General features: G+C 41.9%; 13 protein-coding genes and 2 pseudogenes. 7 read left to right on the forward strand and 8 right to left on the reverse strand.

Features of this window, described 5'->3' with window-relative positions:
- The first annotated feature begins 167 nt into the window (after positions 1-167).
- Positions 168-965, forward strand: a complete 798-nt coding sequence (locus tag AB0756_RS11470) for a TetR/AcrR family transcriptional regulator (protein ID WP_038093331.1) — start codon at positions 168-170, stop codon at positions 963-965.
- Positions 966-1,194: 229 nt separating this feature from the next.
- Positions 1,195-3,306 (forward strand): S-layer homology domain-containing protein, encoded by a 2,112-nt coding sequence (locus AB0756_RS11475; RefSeq protein WP_038093375.1) that lies wholly within the window; start codon positions 1,195-1,197, stop codon positions 3,304-3,306.
- A 149-nt stretch (positions 3,307-3,455) separates the two neighbouring features.
- Here the strand turns inward: AB0756_RS11475 and AB0756_RS11480 are convergent.
- From AB0756_RS11480 to AB0756_RS11505, 6 genes and pseudogenes are all read right to left on the reverse strand, one after another.
- Positions 3,456-4,120 (reverse strand): annotated as a pseudogene (locus AB0756_RS11480) (RNA-guided endonuclease InsQ/TnpB family protein).
- Between the two features lie 514 nt (positions 4,121-4,634).
- Positions 4,635-4,940, reverse strand: coding sequence for a hypothetical protein (locus tag AB0756_RS11485; RefSeq protein ID WP_063779439.1), 306 nt, complete (start codon positions 4,938-4,940; stop codon positions 4,635-4,637).
- Between the two features lie 22 nt (positions 4,941-4,962).
- Positions 4,963-5,121 carry a hypothetical protein gene (locus AB0756_RS11490; RefSeq protein ID WP_162002328.1) on the reverse strand — a complete coding sequence of 53 codons (159 nt, stop codon included), beginning with the start codon at positions 5,119-5,121 and terminating at the stop codon, positions 4,963-4,965.
- The gene (locus AB0756_RS11495; RefSeq protein WP_038082879.1) at positions 5,090-8,338 is read right to left on the reverse strand and encodes an efflux RND transporter permease subunit; all 3,249 of its coding nucleotides are present in this window, start codon (positions 8,336-8,338) and stop codon (positions 5,090-5,092) included. Before AB0756_RS11495 ends, AB0756_RS11490 begins: the two co-directional genes overlap by 32 nt.
- Before the next feature lie 17 nt (positions 8,339-8,355).
- On the reverse strand, positions 8,356-9,663 hold the full coding sequence (locus AB0756_RS11500) for an efflux RND transporter periplasmic adaptor subunit (protein WP_038082878.1): 1,308 nt from the start codon (positions 9,661-9,663) through the stop codon (positions 8,356-8,358).
- 464 nt (positions 9,664-10,127) lie between these two features.
- Positions 10,128-11,036: a LysR family transcriptional regulator gene (locus AB0756_RS11505; RefSeq protein ID WP_038082877.1), complete on the reverse strand. Its 909-nt coding sequence runs from the start codon at positions 11,034-11,036 to the stop codon at positions 10,128-10,130.
- 215 nt (positions 11,037-11,251) lie between these two features.
- On the opposite strand from AB0756_RS11505, the gene AB0756_RS11510 reads away from it, so the two are divergent.
- The 3 genes and pseudogenes from AB0756_RS11510 to AB0756_RS11520 all read left to right on the forward strand — a co-directional run bounded on the left by AB0756_RS11510 (position 11,252) and on the right by AB0756_RS11520 (position 12,727).
- Entirely contained in the window at positions 11,252-11,401 is a 150-nt protein-coding gene (locus tag AB0756_RS11510) for a hypothetical protein (RefSeq protein ID WP_237265808.1), read from the forward strand.
- A 15-nt stretch (positions 11,402-11,416) separates the two neighbouring features.
- Positions 11,417-12,322: pseudogene (locus AB0756_RS11515) on the forward strand (ketol-acid reductoisomerase); the annotation flags it as partial.
- A complete protein-coding gene (locus AB0756_RS11520) occupies positions 12,299-12,727 on the forward strand; it encodes a hypothetical protein (RefSeq protein WP_272900259.1) in 429 nt (142 codons plus the stop codon). The pseudogene AB0756_RS11515 and the gene AB0756_RS11520, both read left to right, overlap by 24 nt.
- A 49-nt stretch (positions 12,728-12,776) precedes the next feature.
- Here the strand turns inward: AB0756_RS11520 and AB0756_RS11525 are convergent, their stop codons facing one another.
- Positions 12,777-14,129 carry a TMEM143 family protein gene (locus tag AB0756_RS11525; RefSeq protein ID WP_038082876.1) on the reverse strand — a complete coding sequence of 451 codons (1,353 nt, stop codon included), beginning with the start codon at positions 14,127-14,129 and terminating at the stop codon, positions 12,777-12,779.
- Positions 14,130-14,338: 209 nt separating this feature from the next.
- Positions 14,339-15,145 carry an ATP-grasp domain-containing protein gene (locus tag AB0756_RS11530; RefSeq protein WP_038082875.1) on the reverse strand — a complete coding sequence of 269 codons (807 nt, stop codon included), beginning with the start codon at positions 15,143-15,145 and terminating at the stop codon, positions 14,339-14,341.
- Positions 15,146-15,664: 519 nt separating this feature from the next.
- On the opposite strand from AB0756_RS11530, the gene AB0756_RS11535 reads away from it, so the two are divergent.
- Both AB0756_RS11535 and AB0756_RS11540 read left to right on the forward strand, forming a co-directional pair.
- A complete protein-coding gene (locus AB0756_RS11535; protein ID WP_167844599.1) occupies positions 15,665-16,099 on the forward strand; it encodes an META domain-containing protein in 435 nt (144 codons plus the stop codon).
- Between the two features lie 1,176 nt (positions 16,100-17,275).
- Entirely contained in the window at positions 17,276-17,416 is a 141-nt protein-coding gene (locus AB0756_RS11540) for a hypothetical protein (protein ID WP_153021609.1), read from the forward strand.
- The last annotated feature ends 605 nt before the right edge of the window (positions 17,417-18,021 follow it).

Consider the following 18,021-nt stretch of genomic DNA (forward strand, 5'->3'; position numbering starts at 1 on the left):
AAATAATACCAGCTTGAATTTGGCGTTTTAGATTTTGGATTGAAAAAGCCTCACTTGGGCTTGATTCTACCCAACTCTCTGTCGCACTCTTTTTTCAAATAGGTATAATTTGTGTTTCTATCCTAAATCATGACAGATTATTCACATTTGTCAAGATATATTTTTTTATGAGTGACTTGCAACCAACTTCCCCTTCTATGCGCCGTCAACCAAAGCAAAAGCGAAGTCAGCAACGTGTTGAACGCATCCTAGATGCAGCAGCTGAAGTCTTTGATGAGGTTGGTTTTGAGGCAGCAACAACTCATGCGATCGCAACACGCGCTGATACAGCGATCGGTTCTCTATACCAATTTTTTCCAGATAAGATGACCATTTTCCATGCTTTGGAATTGCGTCACAGGGAAAGAGTCTATGCTGCATGGGCTAAATTCAACAAGCCAGAAATTATTCAACAGCCTTTTGAAGGATTTGTCTCAGCAATGGCTGCAGTCTATAAAGAACTTCTTCAAGACCAAACTTGCCGAATTGTTTTCATGCAATACTTTACGTCTCCAGCAATTTTTCAAAATATTGACGAAAGTTTTACCCAAGAAGCGATTGACTTCATGGCAAAACTACTACAGCAGCGCAATCGGGCGTTAATTCCAGAACAATGCCAGCTACTAGCTGAAGTGTGCGTTCATGCTTGTAACACATTGGCACTTGTAGCACTACGCAGTCCTGAATCCCACCGACAGAAGCTTTTCGAGCAAATCCAAGTATTGTTATTTGCCTACCTGCGCCCCCACATAGGGGATGAAATAGGGAATGAAGTTTCTCCACCCCAGGTAATGAAAGTAATGAAATCAATCAAATGTCCCCATTGCGATTCCAGTGCAGTGTCTAAAAACGGTCACCGTCATGGCAAGCAGCGTTACATCTGTAAAGAATGTGGCAAGCAATTTCCAGAAAGCTACTCCCGGTGAATGAAAGTAATGAAAATTGGTTGAAAATGAACGCAGCGAGCGCCACAACGGTTTCCGTTTTTACCAAATTAACGAGATTACAGTAATTCTACGCAAGAAATACAAAATTATGAAGTTTCTTAAAATTTTGAGGTCGGTGTTAATTTTTACTGTGCAAGAGGGATAAATAGACGAGAGAGGCATTAGGGCGCATTTACCATTAATGCTGTTTTCAATGGTGTGGGACAAAATGAATCAATCCTATTTAACGAACTTCGGCAAAATTGTTTTGGCAGCTGCTTACTTGGCGATCGCATCTCCAGTATCGTCAGCTATGGCAACTTCCGTACCAAAAAATACCGAAGCACAAAGCGCTGAAACTTCTGCAAAGCAACAATTATTAATTGCTGATGATAATGATGATACTAACATAAAAGCTTCATTATTACCAGAAGAAGTTAAAACAGCGGTATTCAGTGACATTTCTCAACGTGCGAGTGTAGAAGCTTCTGCATTGCGCGTTGTGAAAGCAGAAAGGATTATTTGGCCCAATGGTTGTTTGGGATTAAAAGAAGAAGGAAGTTGTACCAAAGCTTTAGTACCGGGTTGGCAACTTGTCGTTGCTGGTAACCAGCAAATGTGGGTTTACCGCACGAACGAGTCTGGTGCGATCGCAAAGCTTGATGAAGGATCAACCCAAGCTATCACTGCAACAATGATGAAGGTGCGAAGCACCAACGAACAAATTACCAGTCGCACAACTGCTATCCAACGCCGTGAAACCGTAGTGGTACAACGCAGAACTCAAGCAAGTGCTGTAGCGGCTTCCGCACAAAGTTCTCAGTCTAGCGGTGCAGTTGCTGCATCCGTACAAAGCACTCAAATCAGTGCTGCGACTGTTGCTGTTAAGAGCAAAACAGGTTTTACCCTTTCTATTTTGCAACCATCGGGGAGTTTTTCAGAAGCGATCGCCCGTATTTCTGTTAAAGGTAAACGCGGTAAAGGGTATTTCAAAGAACGCTTTTTGGGTGACTACAAATACAAGATTAAGCAGAAAGCTAAATTTGTGAAGGGTTTGAAAGCAGGCGATAGGGTCGTTGTGCGCTTGTTTGATACTCAAAATCGCTTTATCGGCTACAGCGAATTTGAATCTTTGTCTGCAAATACAGTCGTTAATCTGATTTTATCGGCAAACCCAACACAGTATAAAGTTGTTCGTACTGTTTACGGTTTAGATGCTGACTTTGATGGCGTTATTGATGAAGGTTCTACCACCTATGACTACTTCTCCCAAGTAAGCGGTCAAAGTGCTAGCTTCTTCACCAGTTCCCAACAAGTTAAAGTGAGTCAGTTCCAAGCTCAAGGTTATTCAACTGTTGCTAAGACGAGCGTTTATCCTGCATCCTTCTCCAAAGGTGAATTTGCAGTTGTGCGTCAGTCTCTCAATGTTTTTAGTTCTAATTTAGCAGCAGCTTTAAAAGCTAAACCCGGTCAACTGGTACAACTACAAGAAGTGAGCGCGGACGGTAGATCCACTTACGATATTACCCAAATGATGATGGGCTATCGGGAAATCGGGACAGCCAGTGGCGTTCAAGTGAAGTTTTCGGATGTGTCTGTCAATCACTGGGCAAAAGATTTTATTGCTGAGCTAGCAGCCCTAGAAATTATTGAAGGTTTCCCTGATGGAACTTTCCGCCCAGATGAATATGTGACTCGCGCTCAATTTGCAGCCATGCTAAGCCAAGCTTTCGATAGAGTTACAATTCGGAGTGCAGTTAAGTTCACAGATGTCTCAACAGCATACTGGGCTTACAATGCTATCCGCGAAGCTTATCAAATGGGCTTCTTGGGAGCTCCTGGCAATAAGTTCAACCCAACGATGAACCTTTCTCGCCTGGAAACTTTATTTGCCTTGGCAGAAGGTCTCAACTATACTGTCAGCGGCTCTACAGAAGCAATTCTGACCGCCTACACTGATGCAACCACTATCAGAAGCGACGTGCGGAATGCGATCGCAGCACTAACACAACGGGGTATTGTCGTTAATTATCCTGACGTTCAGTCTCTCAACGCTGACAAAGTCGCAACTCGCGCTGAAGTTGTCGCTTTGATCTATAAAGCATTGGTGAGCACTGGGGAAGTGGTAGATATATCCTCGCAATATGCTGTAGGACAATCGCAAATGCAAGTTGGACAGCAAGGAGAAGCTGAAGATCTCAATATCGAACAGGTGAAACCCAAAAAACAGCATTGCAATCAAGGAATTGGTAACGGTGCTGAGGGTTGCGATCCTGGAAATTCTCATCCTCATGGTGGAAGTAACGACGAAGGCGGGCGTACTCCTGGAATGAAGAAGTGAAATATATAGCAATCCTATTTGAGATCCGGACAAGGGGGACAAGGGGGACAAGGGAGACAAGGGAGACAAGGGAGACAAGGAAGAGGTGTTTGTAACTTAGTTAGGACTGCTACAGATCCCCGACTTATCAGGAGGTACAGTCGGGTGAACTACCCACACTGAGTTGGAGTACCAAGTACAGTGTGGGCTTCCAGTTTCACAGGGGATTGCCGCGTCTTGGACTTGCGTCCGCGATTTGGTCTTACATCCCCTCCACTGGCAGACTCCCCCGTCCCAGAGGAGATTAGCATTCTGATACCCTCTGCTCTAATATTTTTAGCAGCATTCTCATCTCTATCGTGATGAGTACCACAACTAGGACACGCCCATGTACGGACATCCAACCGCATCTCATCAACTTGGTAATGACAATTAGAGCAAAGCTTGGAGCTAGGGAACCATCGGTCTATTTCTACTAACACTTTGCCTTCTTTTTCTAGCTTGTATGCCAAGAAGTTAGTAAAAGTCCCCTATCCTACATCAGATATTGCTTTAGCTAATTTGTGATTACGAACCATGCACGGGACAAATTAAGACTTACAGATTGTAACACCTGTGAATAACATTCTCCCAGCCATTCAAACTCTTTTTTGAGCGATGGCAACATGGAGTTTAGACCAGATTGAGACAAACCTTTACCAGTCGCTTTGTAAGTTTCAATGCACTTATTCAGTCCATAGTTCCACCACCAACGCGCACAGCCAAAATGTTGTGCAAGTATTTGTTTTTGTTCATCCGTTGGGTATAAGCGTACTTTTACAGCTCGTCTTAACACTAGTAGTCCACCACATAAGTTTTAATGGGTAAAACGATGTTCAAGCTCATCCTCTTTTTCTCTTCCTCTGCGCCCTCTGCGCCTCTGCGGTTTTTCAATCAACCCTCAAAATTAATGTGGTGAACCACTAGTCTTCACCTCCTTGATTGATTTCCTTACTATAATATCCTATTTGCAGTAAAGCTATTCCGGAAATATTTGGCTACTCCTCATACATCTTTTTCCTCTCTTACCAGGGCGTAAGAATTGGTCAAAGATGTAATCGTCGCAGCCCGCCTTATATCCCGCCACTGATTCGGAGTACCGAATGAGCGTGGGGGACTTACGGCGAATTAGTTAAATTGGGATGGTATCTCCGAAGCTTGTGGATCCAATCTGCAAGGATTGAAACGCGAGGCGGAGCCTCCCTTACTCCCATAGATTGGCTGTATTCTCCCAGGAGAGGGGTTTGGGGTGAGGTTTATTTTGACTTAGGTGGGGTTGGTATTAATTAGCTGCACGATGTATCTGTATCTTATTCAGGAAGATCCCTTCTACGGGGGATCTCGTTAAGGTCTCCCCTACTCGATCGAACAGCTTTATCCAGATCCTGTAGCAAATCTTCTTCCTCATCCCGCTCTTGCTTCAGTTCCCGAATCATTTCCTGACTTGAACCAATTAGCAAGCCAGCAACTGCACCAACAATGGCGTATTTTCGATCTAAATCTTTATAAATTTGGCTTGTGTAGGGGCAAGGAAATAAGTGAGCGATCGCTATACCAATTCCCGTACCCACGACTGCGGTCACAATGCCAGAGAAAGCGATTAATTTGGCGTTCATATATTTTGCCTCGCCATACTCTTTAGTTATTAGGGTACATCTCATGAGTTAGGGTTTCATTGACTTGCGCCTCAATCTTCATTTCTTGTAATAAGCTGTTAAACGGGCATTCTTTCCCTGTTGCTTGATTCACGGGGATCTGACAAAGACTATGAGGTAGAGTCATTAGATACGCTGTCATCGCCAGTTTGCTTTACAGCAGACGAATGCGCTTGTGCGATCGCCACAGGCTGTCCATCCTCGTGCCTGTTAGAGGAAGGTTGTTTGGTTCGATGAGAAGGTTTGCGATTTAGGAAGCGATCCTCGAAAGACTTGATAATTACATACAGAACTGGAACAACGAGCAAACTCAAGATCGTTGCTACCAGTAGCCCTCCAAATAACGCCGTTCCCAACGACCAGCGCGAAGCGGAACCTGCTCCTGTAGCAATTACGAGGGGGAAAAATCCGAGCAATGATGCACTTGAGGTCATGACAATTGGTCGAAACCGTTCTTGTGCGGCGGTTAAGGCTGCTTGTCGAATCGTCATGCCTTGTTCAAAAGCCTGATTCGCAAACTCGACGATCAAAATCGCGTTTTTCGAGGCGAGTCCGATCAGCATCACCAACGCTACGTTCGCGTAGACATCGTTCACCAAACCCCGCAAAGCGAGTGCGCTTAACGCACCCAACAAAGCTAACGGTACGGTCAAAAGAATAATGGCAGGGTCAATGTAACTTTCATACTGAGCCGCTAGTGTGAGAAACACCATAACGATCCCGAAGCCAAAAATCAGAATTCCCAAGTTACCGGCGGCTAATTCTTCGCGGGCGGTTCCCGTCCAATCACTACCAACGCCCGGTGTTGCTGCTTCGGTCACCGCTTGCTGCATTGTTTGGATCGCTTGTCCGCTACTGTATCCTGATGCTTCTCTGCCTTGCAAATTGATTGAGCGGAAGCCATTGTAATGACTGATTACGGCTGGTCCTGTGATAGGTGTAAGTTTTGCAACCTCACTCAATCGAATCATTTGGTTGTCTGCCGATCGCACATAAAGCTGACCGATATCATCTGGCGAACGACGGTAGTTGCCTTCTGCCTGAACGTAAACGCGATAGCTCCTTTGTCCGAGTGTAAAATCATTGATATACTGCGAACCAATGGCGGCAGAGAGTGTGTTAACAGCTTGCTGAAAATCGACATTGAGCGCTTCAAGACGATTGCGATCGAAGTCGATTTCAAACTGTGGAGTACTGGCGGTAAACTGTGTAAATACGTTACCTCTAAGGGCTGGTGTTTGATTCGCTTGCGCTACAATCGCTTGTGCATTAGCAAAAAAATCATCAATTGTCAATCGCCCGTTGGTGCGGTCTTCCAGCTGGAGTTCAAATCCACCCAATGTACTAAAGCCTTGAATCGGTGGGGGACTCACTGCGGTGATAATGGCTTCTGGGATCGTTTGAAATGCACCATTGATTCGGTTTAAAATTGCAGAAGCACTTTGCTCGGGTTGTTTGCGCTCTTCCCAAGGCTTAAGTCTGGCAAAGAACACGCCTCGATTCGATCCACTACCTGCAAAGCCAAATCCGGAAGTTGCGAAAACATTATCAATCTCTGGTTCTTTTTGCAGAATTTGTTCGAGTTTTTCAATCACTCGATCGGTATAACCGAGAGCAACTCCATCTGGAGCTTGAATGATGCCCAATAGAGTGCCTTGATCTTCATTGGGAACAAATCCGGTGGGAACATGAGTGAACATGAAGTAGGTTGCGGCTAAGCCTACCACGAACAATCCAATGACAGCATAACGAACGCGAATCAGAAAATTCACGATCGCGAGATACCGTTGAACGATCCATTGCAGCACCTGATTAAATCGGTTAAAAAACCAGCCAAGCGGACCCCTTGCAGGTTGTGGCGGGCGCAGCAAAATGGCAGATATGCTGGGACTGAATGACAGTGCATTAAACGTAGAAATTGCAATTGAGAATGCAATGACTAACGCAAACTGCTGATACATTTTTCCAGTCGAGCCCGGAAAAAACGCTACCGGGATAAAGACTGCCATTAACACAAGCGATGTTGAAACTACCGCCCCAGAGAGTTCCTCCATTGCCTCAACCGACGCTTGCAAGGGTCTTACTCCCTGTTCAATTTTGCCAGCAATTGCCTCCACGACGATAATCGCGTCATCAACGACTAATCCTGTCGCTAAGATTAATCCAAATAAAGTCAAATTGTTTAGTGAGAATCCAAACACGTAAGCAAATGCTAAAGCGCCGATGAGCGAAACGGGAATAGCAACAATTGGAATAATAGTCGCTCGCCAGTTTTGCAGAAACAGATAAATCACGAGAACCACAAGCGCGATCGCTTCAACGAGCGTTATGATGACTTCTTCAAGCGACGCTTGGACAAACCCAACGGTATCGTAAACGATTTGGGCTTTTAATCCAGGTGGAAAGTCTTTCATCAGGTCATCCATCTGCGCTTGAACGTTTTTCGCTACATCCAGCGCATTACTACCCGGTAATTGATAAATTGCTATACCAATAGCAGGCTTGCTATTATTCCTCGCATTACTAGCGTAAGTTTCCGAGCCGAGTTCGGCACGCCCTACATCTTGGAGTTTGATTAAATTTCCATTACTCCCCACTTTGATAACGAGATTCTCAAACTCTGATGCATTTCTAAACTGACCGTTAACTCGTAGGGGAATTTCATAGCTTTGACCCGGAGGTACAGGCTGTTGACCTAATGTTCCAGCGCCTGCAAGAATGTTTTGCGATCGCAGTGCAGTTGCAACATCTGCCACGGTTAATTGCCGACTCGCTAATGCATTGGGATCGAGCCACAACCGCATCGCATACTGCTTCTCACCAAAGATCGTGATATCACCGACTCCCGGTGTTCTTAGCAGTTGATCCCGCAAATTCAGATCGATATAATTACTGATAAAAAGTGCGTCATACTCATTATTTTCTGGATAAACCGCATACACTAGCAGAATGCTTGTAGAAGCCGTTTGCGCCGTCACACCAAATTGTTGCACGGTCGTTGGTAACCGAGGCGTGGCACGGGCAATGCGATTCTGCACGTTCACTTGGTCAATATTTTTATCCGTCTGCGGTCCGAAATACACCGAGATTTGGCTACTCCCCGCCGAACTGTTCGAGGTCATGTACTGCATTCCCTCGACGCCATTGATTTGTCGCTCTAGTGTGGTTGTTACCGCAGTTTCGACAGTTTCCACATCCGCGCCAGTATAGCTTGCTGAGACCTGAACGCGAATCGGCGCAATATCCGGCAAGTAATTGAGCGGTAACAAAGGAATACACACGCTCCCCACAATCAGAATCACTAGGGTACAAACGGTAGTTAAGACCGGGCGTTTGATAAAAGTATTTGCGATCGACATTTATAAAAGTCCTGGATTTAGGATTGTGGTTGAATGGGCGTGCCTTCTCTAAGTTTGAGTATGCCAGCAGTCACAATAGTTTCACCCTGTCGAAGCCCATCTAAGACTTGATAATTCGTGCCTTGAATGTCACCAAGATGCACTAAACGCTGATGCACTATTTGCTGTGGTTTGCCGTTGACAGTCTTGTTTTCGGTAACAAACACAAAACTTTGTCCGCCAATGCGAGAAATGGCAACAGTAGGAATCAATATACCCGGTTGTCGATTCCAAATAACGCGAGCTTGAACGTATTGCCCATCGCGCAGTCGTCCTTGTGAATTTGCAAAGCGTGCCTTGCTCAAAATCGATTGCTGATTGGAACTCACTGTCGGAGAAATAAAGTTAATCGCGCCGGTGCCAATGGATTGCTGCGTATTGGGATCGATCAACTGAACGGGCAATCCAATTCGCAGTTGCTTCAATCGATTTGAGGGTAGAGAAAGATTGAGATCCAGCGAATCGTTTTGCGTCAGCGTGGTGATTGTTTGTCCGGTGCTGACATAATCTCCCACTTTGACTGGAAAAGAACCCACTACGCCAGTAATGGGTGCTACTACTCGTTTGAGATTGAGATTGACTTGCGCGGCTGCCGTGCTCGCTTGGGCTTCTCGTACATTTGCCTGTGCTTGCCGAACGGCTGCATTGGATGCAGCAACTTGTTTTTCTGCGGCTTGTAAATCCGCAAGCGCAGTTTGTAAATTATTGCTGGCAACATCTAATTGCTGTCTCGCCTGTGCTCCCTCACTGACTAATTGTTGGGTGCGGCTGAACTGGACTTTTTGAAGCTGAACATTTGCTGCTGCTCTAGTTCGCTGTGCCTGGGCTTGTTGAAGTTGTGCTCGAGCTGTTCCTAACGCTGCTTGGGCTGCACTGGATGCTGCGATCGAACTGGCAACATTTGCCTGTGTTTGATCCAAACTCAACGATGCGATGACGGTTCCTTTTTGGACGCGCTGACCGCTAGAGACGAGAATCGCTTCAATTCGACCCTGAATTTGCGGCTGTAGCGTGACTTTTTGCTGTGCTTCTAATGCTCCGACAAACTCAGAACTTTCTTCGAGCGTGCTAGTATTGACTGTTTGAACTTTTACTGGCAATGCTGAGTTTCTAGCATTTGCCGATGGAGCCGTCTGATTGGGAGTCGCCGAACGCTGAATCCCAGAACGAGATAACAAAGTCATCCCGCCAACAGCCAGGACTATACCAAGTCCCAACCCAACCAATAGACCCTGCCTTCCTGAAAGCTTTCCACCAGTAGAATTACTAATTTTAGGAGTCTCCATCAGCGTCACCCCAGTCTTGGCCTACAATCAATCCGATTCATCGCACAGCAACGTATCATTCAGTTGTAGTGGGAACAATAATTGCGTTCATCTGCCATATGAGTTAGATGAGGTAACAGCCACTTGTGAGCCTTGTTACAGTGTTGAGAGCAAAATTGATATTAGCTGTACGATGTCAAGAAACCCAATTTCTATTTCGAGAAATCGGGTTGTTAAACGTGCATATTACTAACTGTGTAAAGTAACTAGCAGTTAGGTTTTGGCTGCTAGCATATATCCTACTTCACGGTATGAGATCCCAGAAAATACTGAACTTTTCAAAATTTACTAAAAGCGGTGCTCTTGTTTTACAGGAGTTAGATGGAGCGTTATCTTTGTTGGAAAATTTGAGTAGATATCAATAATTGAGATAACAAGCAACTACTCTTTACAAAAGATTACAGTTACAGCTTTAGTGCTATAAATCACATCAAGTACTTATGCGATCGCATTTGCTCGATGATTTCTCGAATAACGCGAACAAAGGTCTGTAAGACAGTAGAAGTTTCATCCTGTCGCCAAACAGCCACTAATTCTACCTCCACATTCAAAGGATTGAGAGTTGTGTATACTACTCCATTCCTGTGAATGTTACGAATGGAAGCAGGTGCAAGGGAAACACCCATATCGGCGGAGACAAGACTGAGAATTGTCTGCTTCTGGCTTGCCTTTTGAACAACTTTAGGGCTAAAACCAGCTTGTTGAAATAAACTGATGCATAAATCGTAATAGCCCGGTTCGAGATGACGGGAGACCAAAATAAAGGGCTCCTGAGCAAGTGCTGATAATCTTAACTCCGGTTGAGTGGCAAGTGGATGAGTTTCTGGCAAAATAACTACCAATGGCTCGCTCAGGATTGATTCTTGAACTAATCCTGCATCGGGTACAGGTGGAATCATCAAACCCAGGTGAATTTGGCGATGTTGCAAAGCTTGCACTTGAGCGCTAGATGTCATTTCTTCTAATTCCAGTTCCACCAGTGGAAAGCGCTCTCGGAATATCCTCAGAACTTTGGGCAAAAGACTGTAAGTGGCAAACCCAGAGAATCCTACTGTCAGTCTGCCGTTTTCTCCGCGAGCAACTTGCCTTGCCATCTCTACCGCTTGCGATGCTTTATGCAATATCTGACGTGCTTCCTCCAAAAATGCTTTTCCTGCTTCGGTTAACTGTACTCGACGTTTAGTACGGTGGAACAAAAGCACGCCTATCTCTGCCTCTAGTTGACGGATTTGTTGGCTGAGAGGTTGCTGAGTCATGTGCAGTCGTTCCGCAGCTCGACCAAAATGCAGTTCCTCTGCAATGACAATAAAGTAGCGTAAATGTCTCAGTTCCATAATCCGATTTGAACTTTTTAAGTGTTAATTGCCTGGGAAAAATGTGTTGGACAGTGAAAAAAATAACCCGTATGTTAAAAACTAACAGTTATTTTTCATCCGTGGTTAATTTTGAACCTCACTCAATAGCCAATGAACGCGGATAAGAATAAATGTAAGGCATTAATTCCAAATCGAGTTTTCTCAATCCAAAATTGTATGAGGAAGAACAACGTATGAGTTTAGATTTTAGTACAAAAATTTTTGAAAAAGAGAAGATTGTTTTATCGAACACGGAAGAATATATTGTTCGGGGAGGAAGGCATCTTTTTCCTCTTTTGCCTAAAGCATTTGAAGGAATTCGACAAATTGGAGTTATTGGTTAGTCATCTCAAGGTCCCGCCCAAGCCCAGAATTTACGAGATTCTTTAGCAAGCACTAGTATTAAGGTTAAAGTTGGTCTGCGGGAGAATTCTGCTTCTATTGCATTAGCAGAAGTCTCTGGATTTAGCAGAGAAAATGGGACGTTGGGGGAAATGTACGAAGTCATTTCTGAGTCGGATTTATCCATTCTTCTCATTTCTGATGCTGCACAGGCTGAAAATAAAGAGCGAATTTTTGAGGCAATGCGTCCGGGAAGTACGTTAGGCTTATCTCATGGGTTTTTATTAGGTTATTTGAAAAATATTGGTGAGTATTTTCCTAGCAATATTAATGTTATCGCTGTTTGTCCTAAAGGTATGGGACCTTCTGTCAGACGGCTTTACGAGCAAGGTAAAGAAATTAATGGCGCAGGTATTAATTCAAGCTTTGCCATCGCTCGGGATCTCAATGGAAAAGCAACAGATTATGCTCTTGGATGGGCAATAGCAATTGGTTCGCCTACCATTTTTCATACCACACTGGAATCAGAGTATAAATCCGATATTTTTGGAGAAAGAGGAATTTTACTGGGGGCGATTCACGGGATCGTAGAAAGTTTATACCGATGGTTTATGAGCCATGCTTATTCTCCTGAAGAAGCTTATGTTTATTCAGTAGAATCTATTACAGGACCAATTTCTAAAATTATATCTCAGCACGGAATTGTTGCTGTTTATGAATCATTAGAGAAGACAGATCGAGAAACCTTTAAGAAAGCTTATTTAGCAGCCTATCACCCTGTTATGGAAATCCTACGAGAAATTTATGATGAAGTCACTTCCGGAAACGAAATTCGGAGTGCAATTGCAGCAAGTAACCGTCACAAAAATTACCCTTTGAGCAAAATTGACGGTACATCCATGTGGCAAACAGGTATTCAAATCCGTGCGAATCGAAACTCCAATCGCATCCCCATTCATCCTGTGACAGCAGGAATTTACATTGCAACAATGATGGCTCAAGTGAACTTATTAAAAGAAAAAGGACATTCCTACTCTGAAATCGCTAACGAGTCCATTATTGAAGCAGTCGATTCTCTCAATCCTTATATGCACCATAAGGGAATTGCTTTTATGGTTGATAATTGTTCCATAACTGCAAGAATTGGAGCTAGAAAATGGGCACCCAGGTTCGATTATATTCTCTCGCAGCAAACTTTCAATGCACTCGATAGTCATTTCAGCGTAGATGAATATGTCTTCAAAGAATTTCTAACAGATGAAATACATCAAGTTTTAGCAGTTTGCTCTCAGTTACGACCTCCAATTGCTATTTCAGTAACAGAGTAAGATACTGTAGGTTGAGTAAAACGGAGTGAAACCCAACAATTAACTCAACCTATGATAAGGCAATTCCATTATATTGAAAAGCATTGTCCCAAACATAATCAATAACAGCTTTAGCTTCATCTAAAGAAAGAACGTGGCAAAATCCCTGGTTATCATAAGTGAGCATAGGTATCTCAGACAAATTATCAATTTCCTTACTATTTCCCAAAATTTTGCCACGAATTTCTTCTAAATTATTTAAAGGACCGTGGATATCAAAGTTGATTTCAATACCTGCCTTTCTCTCCATCCATCTTTCAATGCGAGAGTCTAGCTGTTGTGGCGTTAGAGGAGTGGGACTAGTCAAAAGATGATAGTAAACCAAAATAATTTCCTTACACTCCTGCTCCTCAGCAATATCCAACAACATTTGAAAAACACTTATATTAGTTGCTAAATTTTTAAAAAAGAGTGTATCAGTTACATCTTTTTGAAATTTAATCTTTTTATTTTTGTAATTATTGTATTGCTGAAACGCAAAACCACCTAGAGCGATCGCTAACGATAGTGCTGCCAACAGAATGGGCATAACAGTTTGGCTTTTATACTGTTCTACAACCAAACCCAATGCTTCCAGTAAAGAAGTTGCATTGAAAATCAGTAAAATAGCGGCAACAAGTAACAATAGATTTGGTAATGCTTTTAAAAGCAAGGGAATTGCTGCTCCAATAGCAGGAATGCCAAATAGCAAGCGATCCTTCCAAGTCATACTAGTGACAACATTAGGAAAGAGCAAGTCAATATCTAGTTTTGGAATATTTTTGTAGAAGTAAACATACATTTTACCAGGTGTAAAGCTTAACTCCTCTACCTTAAGTTTCTTTTTGCGAAAATAAGCCATTTCTTTAAACTTAATCAGTAAAACAATTCGTTCAAAAGTCTCAATATTTTTTTCTCGCTGCCAAAAGAAGAACTTTTTGAGAAAAATTTTATTGCTGGTATCGCCTTGATAATAGCAATAAAAGCGCTCAAAATCTGCAAAATCAACTTGAGTTTTCAAATCGATTAAAGATTTCTTATCTAATGCTTGTTGTACGATGGATTCAGGTAAAGGGATGTAATTAGCTCTTTCTAAAATGTAATGAAATGCCTCAACTACTTTTGATTCCATCGCGTCATACCGATCGAAACTAGGTTGAGTCAATGACTGAACATCTGCACTAGGATTGAAAGGTACGTAGTTATCTTTGATAATTTCTAAGGTTTTATGAAAGCGAAAGTGGTAGTATGCAGATAAAATTTGGCAGAAATCTTTAAACTTTTCAACATCAGCAGCATCTAACTGACCATCTTGCAGGCAAAGTTCAATAATATCAGTGCGACGGTAGGGAATAAACGCTTCTTTATTTTCATTGACTGTCATGATCTTACATCAACAGGTAGATGCTGCCAAACACAGTTTACAATACTACTATATTAATCCTAAATCATTTATAAAAAATTTGGATTGCTAATTGCTAATGGCTAATCGCTAATTGCTTTTTGACCATTAGCTATTAGCCCTTAGCAGTCTTCACTCTTATTCTTATATTTCATTTAGGATTGCTATATGTTTATCTAACCATAGATGTGTTAGCCGTTGCTTGACCAACCGAATGCAAAACGTTCAGCAGACCATCCAATAAGGTCTGATACTTGCCCATCTCCAATTTCAACAATTCGCTGTACTCCATCAGTACGCTCCACGACATCCACTGAGAAAAACTTACTTTGAATTTTTTTCGCACACTCATATACAATTGGTGGAACGTTCTCGTCTTCACGAGCAGCAAACGGCTGACCGTGTATAACAAAATAACGCCTTTCAGAATCTTCTACAAAATCTTCAACTCTTCGCACACAAAGACCACCCTCAATTGTTCCTCGAAACTTTTGCATTTCTTGCACAACTGTTTTAATATCTGAGGGTCGCTCAATAATTGAGCCGATTGAAGTTTTTAAAGATTTAACATAATCTTTGATGAAAAATCGTTCCCAACCTAATACTTGTAACTCACTTTCTAGATCGTCATCCATAGAGTAAAACTTGGTTTCTGGAGTCAAATCTTTAATTTGAGGATACCAGTTGGGAAGATAATGTGCGGCTAAATATTCTGATAATGAGGTAAAAGCGCAAGCACCCGTGTTATTTATAATATTTACTAGCAAATTATAATCAGATGGCGAAAGCATCCAGCCTCTATAAACTACATCTGAACCATGAGAAAGTTTGGGAGCGCTCTTTGGTGAAGTGGTCGAGAGCGATTCTAAGGAAATGACAGCAGTTTCAAATCCTGCATTTTGCAAAGATTTTGCTTGTTCCAAGAAAGCTTCATCTACTGCTTTCGGGTTAAAGTAATCACTGGGGAAAAGGAAGATCGTGGGAATTTTAGCGTACATACCTCTACCCATAATATTCTTTGCCTTCTTTAGCTATAGGTGTAGGACTGGCAATGCTAAGCTGTCGCGCATCTAAATTGTACTTTTTTTAGCTTGAAAACCTTGCTGTGAGGGTGTTGGTTTTAAAATTTAAGTGCGTCTTAGCTTACTACATTCTAATTACCCAGATCCCCGATTTTTTTATTGCAAATTAGCTGCAGTTGTAAATTGACATGCGATCGCGCGTAGCGAGCAAGCTTTGCTTATCGCGTATCTTCTCATAATCTACAGCATTATGTATTTTAATATATGATTATCATTTCTACTATTTGTATATTTTCTGGAAGTCTCTAAGTAAGACTTATATCCCGGTTTCAACACTTATTTTGTTTTCATTGTCAAGCTTTCTTTATACCAAAATTAGATGAACTTATTTTAAGTTAATTCTTAAGAAATAATTAGCTAACAGTATCAAAATCACATGATTTAGTAATCTGAAATTGTTCAATCAGTAAGATACATTTGTTAGGAAGAAAAAACGTGAAATTTTTGAATTACATCAAACGTGGTCTTGCTTTAATCCTAGTTATATTTAGTTTGTGCTTAGTGTTTCCAAGTCCTTCTTACGCAACCACTCTAGAAGGTTCTGTTTGGAAACTTAAATCAGGTTTAGGACCAACTCAAGTATCTAATTCCGATATTACGATTAAATTTAAAGATGGCTCTTTTAGTGGTAGTACTGGCTGTAACTCATACGGTGGGGAATACACACTTGAATCCAAAGATAAAACTTCTGGCAAAATTAAACTCAGCAATACGTCTAACACTTTTAAGTTGTGCTCGGGAGAAGTTGGCGAGCAAGAGGTAAAATTTCTTACAGCGCTAGAGAAGGTAAAAGAATATCAGTTAACCGATAAAGGTTTGGTACTGCCATATCCATCCCCATCTCGTTATCTGCTATTTACCCAACAATAATCGCCAGTATGAGCGAGTGTATTCTTATCTGTACATTCGCTCATAAATCTATTTTGCTAAGTTCTGTTAACACACATTGGTTTTGAAGAGGATAAAAAACTAGCGGCAATGCTGCACCCAATACTGCGGGTGTGGTCAAAAGTCGTTGGTAAGTGAGCGTTAAGCGTAGCTCTGCCTGCGGCAGAGCTACGCTAATCTTGTTAACAAAATTTTTATTTAATAGGGCGGCTAAAAATATTTAGTATTATTTTGACAGGATAGCTATCTCTTAAAGATTCTCAGCATTGGGATGATATTACTGTACGTTCGCTCCGGATTGAAAGGGTGAAAGGAAACAAAAGAGTTGTGGATCGACTAAAACATAACCCATGTAATGGTTGGGGAAAGAATCCGAGGGTTAGCGTGTAATACAAGGAAGAAGGGAAATCAGACGTTTCTGTGTATTACATGAGTATTATATTTCTACAAGTGCATAAGCTGATTGAACAACTCCCTAATAAGAAAATAGAGAGGAATCACAATCCTTCTGTTTCCGGAAAACATTTTCTACTTATTGTAGAAAATCAGTGAGTCTCAACCACGAGATTGCAAAAGCACACAGGTATTAGAACCAGCACTCATATTTTTTAGTGCATAGATGCATACTCTCTTGCTGTTTATATAAGGATAAGAGTACAACATGAAAACACTTCGATTTTTATCAGTTCACTCAAATGTAAAGTTGCCCAAATTTTCCAATACTGCGCTAGCATCGCTAACTCGTGTCATGAAGGGAGGTTGCTCATCTGATGCTTCACAAGATGGTAAATGTAACTAACCGTAATATAGAGATTCTCAATCATTCACGAACAATTTTAAATACTGTAGGGTGAGCAATACCCGCTCAATAAGTCTTTTACCAGGCAAATCTTATTCTACTTGTATTTCTAGAATCAAATAGGCTTTTTATAGCTTATCAAACATATGCGATCGCGAACTTCATTTTTATAAGGAGAATGTAACTATCATGTCTAATTCAAATTCTCAAGAAAATAAAAACCTTAAGAACAAAGTAAAAATCGACAAATTTCCCAATACAAACCCTGAATCCACTTGCTCTCCAGAAGATAAAAAAGAGAATAAATGTTGAATCAAAATTTTGTAAAGTGATATCAAATTTTTTAAGGAGAGTGTAAAATGTCTAATTCCAGTCCTGAGAAAAATTCAGAAAAGTCGCCTACAGACCAACAAGAATTAGTCAGTCAAAATACTGAAAACACAAGAGGCGGTTGCTCGGGAAACAGTTCAAAAAAAGGAAAATGTGATAATGGTCGTTAACCCTGAAGCATTTGTCACAAGTTAAGAAGGGAACACCAAAAAATAAATTATCCCAAATCAGAAATTAACGTGTAAGGGCGTAAGGCCTTGCGCCCTTACCATGGGATGATTTTTTAATTGGAAGTTCTTTAAGGAATGTAACAAGTCTAGAGCGCCGATCCACTATAGCCTTTCTCAGTCTCATGAGGTACACCCCCCTTTCATCCCCCCTTGGTAAGGCTATCCATTACCCGCATCTTTCTTAACAATCGCAAAACTCGGATGAAGAAAGGGTTTGAGGAGAAATACGGACTCTAGGGGTTGACAAAAATCAAATGATGTAGAGTAGGGGAGATGGAAGTGGTGGTCTGATGGCGGATGTGGATAGCCATGCTTGTTAAAGATCACTCGAGTGGCGAGGGAAAAATTTGTGGAAGGAATTGCGACAGAGAACCTTTCAGGGGCAGTGGATAAGCAAAGGAAAAGTCTACAATGGTGAAAATGTAAGGAGAATAAGTTCTAAAAATATTCGACAACAAATACTTGAGTAAAAAGAAGTTAGTGAGGTGCGAAAGTCATTTTTAGATGGGGTTTGCAGCAGGTTGTATGAGTACGGCAATCATCGC

Origin of the sequence: Tolypothrix campylonemoides VB511288_2, from assembly GCF_045999855.1 — a bacterium.
In the GTDB taxonomy this organism is placed as follows: Bacteria; Cyanobacteriota; Cyanobacteriia; order Cyanobacteriales; family Nostocaceae; genus Scytonema; species Scytonema bouteillei_A.